The 9,712-nt window shown below is 62.5% G+C and carries 9 protein-coding genes and 2 tRNA genes; 6 read left to right on the plus strand and 5 right to left on the minus strand.

What is annotated here, in order from left to right; all coding sequences use genetic code 11:
• Window positions 1–4: 4 nt before the first annotated feature.
• Window positions 5–484, minus strand: coding sequence for a putative 4-hydroxy-4-methyl-2-oxoglutarate aldolase (locus tag BN1118_RS14565; RefSeq protein WP_043556840.1), 480 nt, complete (start codon window positions 482–484; stop codon window positions 5–7).
• Window positions 485–526: 42 nt separating this feature from the next.
• Window positions 527–943, minus strand: a complete 417-nt coding sequence (locus BN1118_RS14570) for a DUF3293 domain-containing protein (protein ID WP_043556820.1) — start codon at window positions 941–943, stop codon at window positions 527–529.
• Between the two features lie 376 nt (window positions 944–1,319).
• Here BN1118_RS14570 and arcA point away from each other — a divergent pair, with 376 nt between their 5' ends.
• On the plus strand, window positions 1,320–2,039 hold the full coding sequence (gene arcA / locus BN1118_RS14575; RefSeq protein ID WP_010633329.1) for a two-component system response regulator ArcA: 720 nt from the start codon (window positions 1,320–1,322) through the stop codon (window positions 2,037–2,039).
• A 147-nt stretch (window positions 2,040–2,186) separates the two neighbouring features.
• Here arcA and BN1118_RS14580 read toward each other — a convergent pair.
• Both BN1118_RS14580 and BN1118_RS14585 read right to left on the minus strand, forming a co-directional pair.
• Window positions 2,187–2,261, minus strand: a tRNA-Gly gene (locus tag BN1118_RS14580).
• 95 nt (window positions 2,262–2,356) lie between these two features.
• Window positions 2,357–2,430 (minus strand) — tRNA-Gly (locus tag BN1118_RS14585).
• Window positions 2,431–2,631: 201 nt separating this feature from the next.
• Here BN1118_RS14585 and cydD point away from each other — a divergent pair.
• From cydD to BN1118_RS14605, 4 genes are all read left to right on the plus strand, one after another.
• The gene (gene cydD / locus BN1118_RS14590) at window positions 2,632–4,401 is read left to right on the plus strand and encodes a heme ABC transporter permease/ATP-binding protein CydD (RefSeq protein WP_043556821.1); all 1,770 of its coding nucleotides are present in this window, start codon (window positions 2,632–2,634) and stop codon (window positions 4,399–4,401) included.
• A complete protein-coding gene (gene cydC, locus BN1118_RS14595; protein WP_043556822.1) occupies window positions 4,394–6,139 on the plus strand; it encodes a heme ABC transporter ATP-binding protein/permease CydC in 1,746 nt (581 codons plus the stop codon). Before cydD ends, cydC begins: the two co-directional genes overlap by 8 nt.
• A gap of 698 nt (window positions 6,140–6,837) precedes the next feature.
• Window positions 6,838–7,209, plus strand: a complete 372-nt coding sequence (gene rcsF, locus BN1118_RS14600) for an Rcs stress response system protein RcsF (RefSeq protein ID WP_042871028.1) — start codon at window positions 6,838–6,840, stop codon at window positions 7,207–7,209.
• Between the two features lie 7 nt (window positions 7,210–7,216).
• Window positions 7,217–7,603, plus strand: a complete 387-nt coding sequence (locus BN1118_RS14605; protein WP_043137973.1) for a DUF488 domain-containing protein — start codon at window positions 7,217–7,219, stop codon at window positions 7,601–7,603.
• 89 nt (window positions 7,604–7,692) lie between these two features.
• On the opposite strand, the gene BN1118_RS14610 is transcribed toward BN1118_RS14605, so the two are convergent.
• Complete coding sequence (locus BN1118_RS14610; RefSeq protein WP_043556823.1) at window positions 7,693–8,685, minus strand: NAD-dependent epimerase/dehydratase family protein; 993 nt, start codon at window positions 8,683–8,685, stop codon at window positions 7,693–7,695.
• A 260-nt stretch (window positions 8,686–8,945) separates the two neighbouring features.
• On the opposite strand from BN1118_RS14610, the gene tsaA reads away from it, so the two are divergent.
• Window positions 8,946–9,650, plus strand: coding sequence for a tRNA (N6-threonylcarbamoyladenosine(37)-N6)-methyltransferase TrmO (gene tsaA, locus BN1118_RS14615; protein ID WP_043556824.1), 705 nt, complete (start codon window positions 8,946–8,948; stop codon window positions 9,648–9,650).
• Window positions 9,651–9,712: the final 62 nt, after the last annotated feature.

Raw genomic sequence — 9,712 nt, forward strand, 5'->3', positions numbered from 1 at the left:
CCGCTCAGATGAGCCGGGTGGCGCTCACCAGTACGCCGTTGAGGTCGGCGTAGACGTAGTCACCCGGATGTATGGTCACTCCGGCAAACGACACCACGGCATCCAGCTCACCCTGACCCCGCTTCTCGGTCTTGACCGGGCAGGCCGCCAGCGCCTTGACCCCCAGCGCCAGCGTTGCCAAGGTGCCCACGTCGCGCACGGCACCGTGGATCAGGATCCCCTCCCATCCCTGCTCCGCCGCCTTGATGGCCAGCTGATCACCGAGCAGGGCGCGGCGCAACGAACCACCGCCATCGATCACCATCACCCGCCCCTGGCCGGGCCGCGTGACAAGCTCCCGCACCAGGCTGTTGTCTTCATAGCAGGAGAGGGTGACCGCCTGACCATAAAACAGCGGCTTGCCACCAAAATTATGGAACAGCGGCTCGGCCACTTGCAGGGCATCGCCGTGTTGATCGCAGAGGTCGGGCAGTAGATCCAGCATCATAAGCTTCCTTCCATGGACATGAATTCGCTCATTCTTTCATCAAGCCGGGTTCCTGACAATCCAGTGGGATTCAATTCTGCCCAGATGGAGAGGTATGCCTTTCATCAATACCGGCAGCAACCAGAGCTCCCCCCGCTCCACCCAATAGAGGGCGTGCTGGCCGAAACGGGCAGCCAGATCGATGGCCTCAGCGCGGGAGGAAGCCAGCAACAGCGACGATTCGCGCCAACTTTCATCGGGCGAGCTCCCCCAGCAGGGCCCCATGGCCATCATGCGGGGAGATGCCGCGATCACCCGCCAGAGGGCCCGCTGGCGCCGGGTATTACGACGCATTCCCACCTCGCGACTGGCCGGATTCCAGCCCGTCACTATGGCGTAAGCGGGCCATTGCGGCGCCGCAAAGGGTGCAATAAAACAAATTTTTCTGTAGTTTTCCCACAAATTCATGTCAACCACATGTTACATTCCATTACATTTTATAAGGGCGAAAATGGGGGCAACCCCAAGTATCATGCTGTGAACTCAGGGTTTGACCTATATCAAACCAGAGTTAAAAAGTTGCTATCTGACGGCAAAGAGTGTTGTTATGCGCCTGTTAACTGATAAAATGCAGCCACTTTTGTAATGGACTACCTTTCCAGGCTTCTCTCGATCAGACTTGTTGAGAGCCTATGTGTGGCACAGGGATGTTTGCCAACGCTGATGCCAAATTCGCGATAATCCGACCTGACATTCATACCCAGGATGACGTAATAAATTTTCAGGACCGGTCGGGTAACGCCAAAGAGTGTTAAAATTTAGATAACTAACTGATAAGAATCTGGGAATACTCATGCAAACACCACACATTCTGATCGTCGAAGACGAACTGGTCACCCGCAATACCCTGAAAAGCATCTTCGAGGCCGAAGGCTATATAGTGCTCGAAGCCAACAATGGCGACGAGATGCATCAAGCCCTGACCGCCCACACCATCAATCTGGTGATTATGGACATCAACCTGCCGGGCAAGAATGGCCTGCTGCTGGCACGCGAGCTGCGTGAAGATGACAACATAGCCCTGATGTTCCTGACCGGTCGTGACAATGAAGTGGACAAGATCCTGGGTCTGGAAATCGGCGCCGATGATTACATCACCAAGCCGTTCAACCCCCGTGAACTGACTATTCGTGCCCGCAACCTGCTGAGCCGCACCATGAATGTGGCCGCCGGTGGCGAAGAGAAGAAGCTGGTTGAACGTTACCTGTTCAACGGCTGGGCACTGGACATCAACAGCCGCGCACTGGTCAGCCCGGCTGGCGACATGTTCAAGCTGCCGCGCTCCGAATTCCGTGCCATGCTGCACTTCTGCGAAAACCCGGGCCAGATCCAGACCCGTGCCGAGCTGCTCAAGAAGATGACAGGCCGCGAGCTCAAGCCTCACGACCGTACCGTGGATGTCACCATACGCCGTATTCGCAAGCACTTCGAAAGCGTCAACGACACCCCGGAGATCATCGCCACCATACATGGCGAAGGCTACCGCTTCTGTGGCGAGCTGGAACAGGAATAATCCCTGTTCGTCGGATCCCAGTGTGGTAAGAGAGGCGCCGTTGGCGCCTCTTTCGTTTACGGCGTTCGGGGCAAGCACAGCTGGCAACATCCGATGAGCCAGCAAACAAAAAGCCCACTCGCAGGAGTGGGCTTTTTGCATGAAAGCTGGAGCGGGCAGCGGGAATCGAACCCGCATCATCAGCTTGGAAGGCTGAGGTAATAGCCATTATACGATGCCCGCTAGGCATCAAAATCGCAGCAGATACCAGGCATCAAACAAACGTCGAGAAGCAGTGCGCTAATAACAAGACGGCTTGGTTACCGGGGATCAGAATGTGGAGCGGGTGATGGGAATCGAACCCACGTATGCAGCTTGGGAAGCTACCGTTCTACCATTGAACTACACCCGCGTCAGGGCCTCTACTATATGCATTTTGCCGCCGAGCGCAATCACCGCAGTGCTGTTTTTTACCATAAATCAAGCTGTTCGACCAACTAATGAGCAGCAAGCTGTTTTTTCCATCAAACATTTTCAACACCGGGAATTTACAAGGTTGCCAATGCCGGGGGCCGAGGATAGTCTTGCGCCACTCGACGCGAGGATGGTGGTAATGGACAAAAAAACTCAGAAACATCTCTATGGCTGGTTGCGCAACCAGTCGAGCCACGGCCGACGCTGGATCGGTCTCTCCATCGGCTTTGGTCTGGGTCAGGGCATACTGATGGTGGCACAGGCCTGGTTGCTGGCGACCCTGTTGCATGGCTTCATCATAGAGGGAGCCACTCCGGAACAATCCATTCCCCTCTTCATCACCCTGCTGCTGGTGACCCTGACCAAGGCGGCGCTGGCCTATGGCCGTGAAGTGACCAGCTTCAAGGCGGGCAGCGCGGTACGCCAGGCCATTCGCGAGCTGGTGCTCACCCGTCTCGGTCGGCTCGGCCCTGCCTATATCCAGCGACGCCCGGCCGGCAGCTGGGCCAGCCTGCTGCTGGAACAAATTGAAAACATGCAGGATTTCTTCTCCCGTTACCTGCCGCAGATGGCCATTGCCGTCTTTATTCCCGTGGTGATCCTGGTGGCCGTGTTCCCGGTCAACTGGGCGGCGGGTCTGATCCTGCTGGGCACGGCGCCCCTCATTCCGCTGTTCATGATCCTGGTGGGGGTGGGCGCCGCCGATGCCAACCGCCGCAACTTCCAGGCACTGGCGCGTCTCTCCGGCCACTTCCTCGATCGCCTGAAGGGGCTGCGCACTTTGCAGCTTTTCATGCGCACCCAGGCGGAAGGGGATGCCATTCGCGATGCCTCGGAAGATTTTCGCGAGCGCACCATGGAGGTGCTGCGCCTCGCTTTCCTGAGCACGGCCGTGCTTGAATTCTTCGCCGCCATCTCGGTGGCGCTGGTGGCTGTCTACTTCGGTTTCTCCTACATAGATCACCTGAACTTCGGCCACTATGGCACCAAGGTCACCCTGTTTACCGGCCTGTTCGTGCTCTTCCTCGCCCCCGAGTTCTACGCCCCGCTGCGCGAGCTTGGCGCCCACTACCACGCCAAGGCGCAGGCCATAGGCGCGGCCGAGCAGTTGCTGGAATTCCTCGAGGCCGACGTGAGCGAGCCCGCCTCTGGCAACGCCCCTTTCCATGCCGACACCCCCATCAAGGTCGAAGCCAAAGACCTTGAAGTGCTGAGTGCCGAAGGCAAGGTGCTGGTCGGCCCCATCGACTTCACCCTGGAGGCGGGTTCACGCACGGCGCTCATCGGTATCAGCGGCGCCGGCAAGAGCTCGCTGGTCAACGCCCTGCTCGGCTTTGCCCCCTATCGTGGTGAACTCAAGGTCAACGGCCAGGAGCTGGCCAGCCTCGACATGAGCCAGTGGCGGCTGCAGCTGGGCTGGCTCTCCCAGAACCCGCAGCTGTTCCACGCCTCCTTGCGCGACAACCTGCTGCTGGCCAAGCCGTCAGCCAGCGATGCCGAGCTGGAAGCCGCCCTGAAACGGGCACAGGCCTGGGAATTTGCCATGGAGAAGGGGCTCGACTATCCGGTCGGGGATCAGGCCGGCGGCCTCTCAGTCGGTCAGGCCCAGCGCCTCGCCCTGGCCCGTACCCTGCTCAAATCCACCCAGCTGATGGTACTGGATGAGCCCACCGCCAGCCTGGACCGCCACTCGGAGCGCGCCATCATGACCACGCTGGAGCAGGCGATGGCGGGCCAGACCCTGCTGATGATCACCCACCGCCTCGATCAACTGACCAAGATGGACAAGATACTGGTGCTGGCGCGCGGCCAGCTGGTGGAGCAAGGCAACTTCCAGCAACTGAGCAGGGCGCAGGGCCCGTTCGCCCGCCTCTTGTCCCAACACCCGGGGGATTCTCTCGATGACTGATCTATTGCCGTTTCTGCGCCTCTATCGTCAGCACTGGCTGAGCCTCTCGCTGGGCCTGCTGCTGGCCCTGGTGACCCTGGTGGCCGGCATGGGACTGCTGTCGCTCTCCGGCTGGTTCCTCTCCGCCGCCGCCGTGGCGGGACTGGCCGTCGCCAGCCGCGATACCTTCAACTACATGACCCCGGCCGGCGGGGTACGTTTCTTCTCCATCATCCGCACCGCGGGTCGCTGGGGCGAGCGGGTGGTGAGCCACGACGCCACCTTCCGGGTGCTGACCCGGTTGCGGGTCTGGTTCTGGCAAAAGCTCTCGCCGCTCTCCACCGGCACCCTGGCAGGCTTTCGCCAGGCGGATCTGCTCAACCGGCTGGTAGCCGACATAGACGCCATGGATCACGTCTATCTGCGCCTGGTCACCCCCATAGGCGCGGCCCTGCTCAGCTGCGCCGGTCTGGTGTTCTTCCTCTCCTTCTTCGACAGCCGTCTCGCCCTGACTCTGGGCGCCATACTGCTGCTTGGCATGATAGCCCTGCCGCTGGTGTTCTACTTCCTCGGTCGCCAGCCCGGTCGTCGGCTGATCGCCGAGAAATCGGCCATGCGAACCCGCATGGTGGACTATCTGGACGGTCAGGCCGAACTGCAGATGTTTGCCGCCGCCCCCAAGGCGCTGACCGAGCTGAAACAGGCCGAACAGGCACTGCTGACCGCCCAGGCCCGCATGGCCAGAGTGAGCGGCCTTGCCAACTTCTCGGTGCAGCTGCTCAGCGGCTGGACCCTGACTCTGATGCTCTGGCTGGCCGGCCACGGTGTGGCAGGTGCCGCGCCGGATCCCATCACGGCGCTCATGGTGTTTGCCACCCTGGCGAGCTTCGAGGCCTTGCTGCCGCTGGCGGGTGCCTTCCAGCACCTCTCCACCAGCCTCACCTCGGCCCGTCGTCTCAACGAGATACTGCAGGAGGCCAAGGCCCCCGAGTGGGGAGCCGAGCAGCAACACGCCAGCATCGGCACCCTGCAGATCAGCGACCTCTATTTCGGCTATCCCGGCAACCCGCATCCTGTGCTGCGCGGTTGCACCCTGCAACTGCAGGCGGGCGAGAAGCTGGCGCTGCTGGGCCAGACAGGTTGCGGCAAGTCCACCCTGATGGGGCTGTTGACCCGGGAGTGGAGCCCGCAGGCAGGCAAGATCCTGCTCGATGGCAAGCCGCTCACCGACTACAGCGAAGGGGCGCTGCGCGCCTCGTTGTCGGTGGTGAGCCAGCGGGTTCACCTGTTTGCCGATACCTTGCGAGGCAACCTCAAGCTGGCCGCCCCCGATGCCAGTGACGAGCAACTGGTGCAGGTACTGACCCAGGTCGGCCTGGCCAATCTGCTGGAAGATGACAACGGCCACAGCGACAGCGGGCTCAATGCCTGGCTGGGGGATGGCGGCCGCCCGCTCTCAGGTGGCGAGCGACGCCGCATCGGCATCGCCCGCGCCCTGCTGCACGATGCCCCGCTCTGGCTGCTGGATGAGCCGACCGAGGGGCTCGACAGCCAGACCGAACGGGAGATCATGGACCTGTTGTTCAGACTGGGGGCGGATCGCTCCTTGCTGCTCATCTCCCACCGCCTGCTGGGGCTGGAGCAGATGGACCGTATTGCCCTGATGGAAGAGGGGCAGATCCGCCTCTGCGCCCCCCATCACGAGTTGCTGGCGGATGATTACTACCTCAGCCTGCATCAACGGCTGGCACCGGCCTGATCGCAAGCACGGCAGAGGGGCGCACCTGCGCCCTTCTCACATCATGAGTTGCCGGCTGATGATGACTACCGCAACCTGCATCAGCGGCTGGCACCGGCCTGATCGCAAGCACGGCAGAGGGGCGCACCTGCGCCCTTCTCACATCATGAGTTGCCGGCCGATGACGACTATCGCAGCCTGCATCAGCGGCTGGCACCGGCCTGATCGCAAGCACGGCAGAGGGGCGCACCTGCGCCCTTCTCACATCATGAGTTGCCGGCCGATGATGACTATCGCAGCCTGCACCAGCGGCTGGCTCCGGTCTGAGCGCAAGCACGGCAGAGGGGCGCACCTGCGCCCTTCTCACACCACGAGTTGCTGGCCGATGATGACTACCGCAGCCTGCACCAGCGGCTGGTACCGGCCTGATCGCAAGCACGGCAGAGGGCGCACCTGCGCCCTTCTCACACCATGAGTTGCCGGCCGATGACGACTATCGCAGCCTGCATCAGCGGCTGGCACCGGTCTGATCGCAAGCACGGCAGAGGGGCGCACCTGCGCCCTTCTCACATCATGATGACGACTATCGCAGCCGGTATCAGCGTGCAAGAACCTGTCTGATCCCCGTCACACCCCGTCTCCATGGCTGAAAATGGGGCTGGTCGCAGGCAGCGACTGGCCCCTATAATGGCCCCCTCACAGTTCAACAAGATACCGACATGAAACGCCTTATCCTGATGATGCCCCTGATCGCCTCCGGTTGCGCCGACTTCTCTTTCAACAGCAACCTGGACAAGGAAAATTTCGACGAGTACTTCAAGCCGGGCGGCGTCCAGATCTATGAGCAGGGTCAGCTGGCTGACCTCAACTACCTCTACCTCGGCACTGTCGAGGGGGAATCCTGCCAGAGCGATGCCAAGCAGCCCATCCCCAACGCAGGTGAAGCCCGCACCCTGGCGCGCCGCCGCGTGGCCGACATGGGTGGCAACGGTGTCACCTTCGACAAGTGCGCCGAGTTCAGCGACACCCCGGGCTGCCTGAAACAGGTGATCTGCTACGGGCAGGCGCTGAAAGTGGCGCAAGAGAAGTAAGGACCCAATGGCACTGGCCATAGTCCGGCTCGGCAGCCCTCGCCTCCCCGATGAGGGGCTGCGCATCGGCACTGTGCGGCGTCCGCCCCGTGGCGTGCCCAAGAGCGAATTTGCCAGTCAGGATTGGTACGACGTCTGGTTCCCCAACCTGGCCCCCAGCAGCGAGACCATGAAGCTGGGCCAGGCTGCCGAGACGCCGGCCCAATGGGCGGCCTTCTGCAAGCAGTACAAGGCCGAGATGGCCAGCCCCTGCGCCCGCCACGATCTGGCGCTGCTGGCCGCCCTCTCCCACACCACCAACCTGTCGGTGGGTTGCTACTGTGAGCAGGCCGAGCGCTGTCATCGCACCCTGCTGAAAGAGCTGCTGATCCAGTGCGGCGCCAGGCTGCGCTAACCCGCACCGCTGGTGAATGAAAGAGGGCGTCCCACAGGACGCCCTCTTTCATATGCTGGCCATCAAGGCAGGATGGGGACACCCCGACCCTATTGCAGACTGCCCACCCGCAACACTTGCTGCAGCGCCCGCTCCTGCTCGGCCGTCATCCCGGCCACCAGGGCCTGATCGTTATCCGCCAGCCACTGGGCCAGATCGGCCACCGTCTCCTCCAGCGGCCGAAAGTTGAGCCCCTGCACTATGGCTGCCTCGGCGCTGATGCGGCCATAGCCGGCATACTCCGGCAACTCGTTGGGCAACAGGGTCGGGTAGCTCTGCCAGGGCTCGACACCGGCTGCCAGCAGCGCGGGCCAGGGCACCCACTCAGGTTGCGGCGCCATGGCGGGCGCGAGTCGGGCTGCTATGCGATCCACCCAGTCCACCAGCGCTATGCCGGGCTTGAGCAGGTTGAAGATGCCCCCCAGCTGCTGCTCGGCGGCGCGCAGCACGAACTCGGCGCAGTCACGTACGTCCAGGTATTGCAATCGATCCTGCCCCTCCCCCGGCAGCAGCCAGGGCCCCCCTTGCTGTATCCGCTTCACCCACCAGGCCAGACGGCCGGTCGGATCATAGGGGCCGCACAGCACGCCGGGGCGCAGAATGCAGAGCCGCTCGCCCCAGCGGGCCCGATATTCGGCCTCGCACAACACCTTCAGGGGGCCATAGTCGGTGGGCGTCTCCCCGGCCCCTGTCTCGTGCAGCGGCGCCGACTCATCCATCCCCCGCTGGGCGAAGTCGCGATAGACGCTGATGGTGGAGATGAAGATCAGCCGCTCGCAGCGCCCGAGCAGGGCTGCCGAGAGGCTGGCCGCCTGCTCGGGCCGGTAGCAGCAGGTGTCGATGGCCAGATCCCAGCCGGGCCCTTCCCCGTGCAGGGCGTGCAGATCCTTGTCCCTGTCACCGGTGAGCTGTACCAGATCGCGCCAATCCGGGTGCTGGCGATGACCCCGATTGAACAGGGTCACCTCGTGGCCCCAATCCAGCGCCAGCGAGGTGAGGTGGCGGCCCAGAAAACCTGTGCCGCCGATGATCAGCAGTTTCATCCATGTCCCTCCTGTCCGGCACGATTGGCTGTCTCGGGTATGACTCGCCTTGCATGCCGGTATTCATAGTGCCCCCACCCTACCCAAGTTGGCGGCGGGGTACAGCCTCCATGGCGCGGGGATGAGACTGTGATCACGGCAAGGCATAAGGGAAAGGGTCTGGGAAAGGGAGACAGGGAGCCCGGCCAGGCAAGGGAGGCGAGGCCTGCGTTTTGGCGCCGCCTGTGCTAAATTGCCGGGGTTTTCAGTCAGGATCCGCCATGAAGTTCGAAATCGACACCCTGGGTATCATCCGCTCTCCCTACAAGGAGAAGTTCGCCATCCCCCGCCAGCCCGGTCTGGTCAAGTCGGCCCGTGCCCGCCTCGAGCTGCTGCCCCCTTACGATCAACCGGACGTGCTGCGCGGCATTGAGCAGTTCTCCCACCTCTGGCTCAGCTTCGTGTTTCACCAGACCATGGATCAGGGCTGGCACCCGACGGTGCGTCCGCCGCGGCTCGGCGGCAACGAACGGGTCGGCGTCTTTGCCACCCGCTCCACCTTCCGCCCCAACCCGCTCGGTCTGTCGGTGGTCGAGCTGCACGGGGTGGGTCGCGAGCGGGGCAAGCTGTGGCTGGAGCTCGGCGCGGTCGATCTGCTCGATGGCACCCCCATAGTCGACATCAAGCCCTACATCCCCTATGCCGACAGCCTGCCGGACGCCTGTGGCGGCTTCGCCCCCGACGCCCCCACCCCGCCGCTGGCGGTGAGTTTCAGCCCGGAGGCGGAGCAACAGCTGCAACCCTGGCTCAAGGCCCATCCCGAGCTGCGCCTGCTGGTGAGCGAGGTGCTGGCACAGGATCCCCGCCCCGCCTACAAGAAGGGCAAGCCGGACGACAAGGAGTACGGGGTACGCCTGTTCGATCTCAACGTGCGCTTTCGCATCAACGAACCCGACTGCCTGGTGCTGGCCATAGCGCCCGCCTGATCGCCAGGCGATTGAGAGCAATAAAAAAAACCACCCGAAGGTGGTTTTTTTATGGCTATGTC

Source organism: Aeromonas bestiarum, assembly GCF_000819745.1.
In the GTDB taxonomy this organism is placed as follows: Bacteria; Pseudomonadota; Gammaproteobacteria; order Enterobacterales; family Aeromonadaceae; genus Aeromonas; species Aeromonas bestiarum.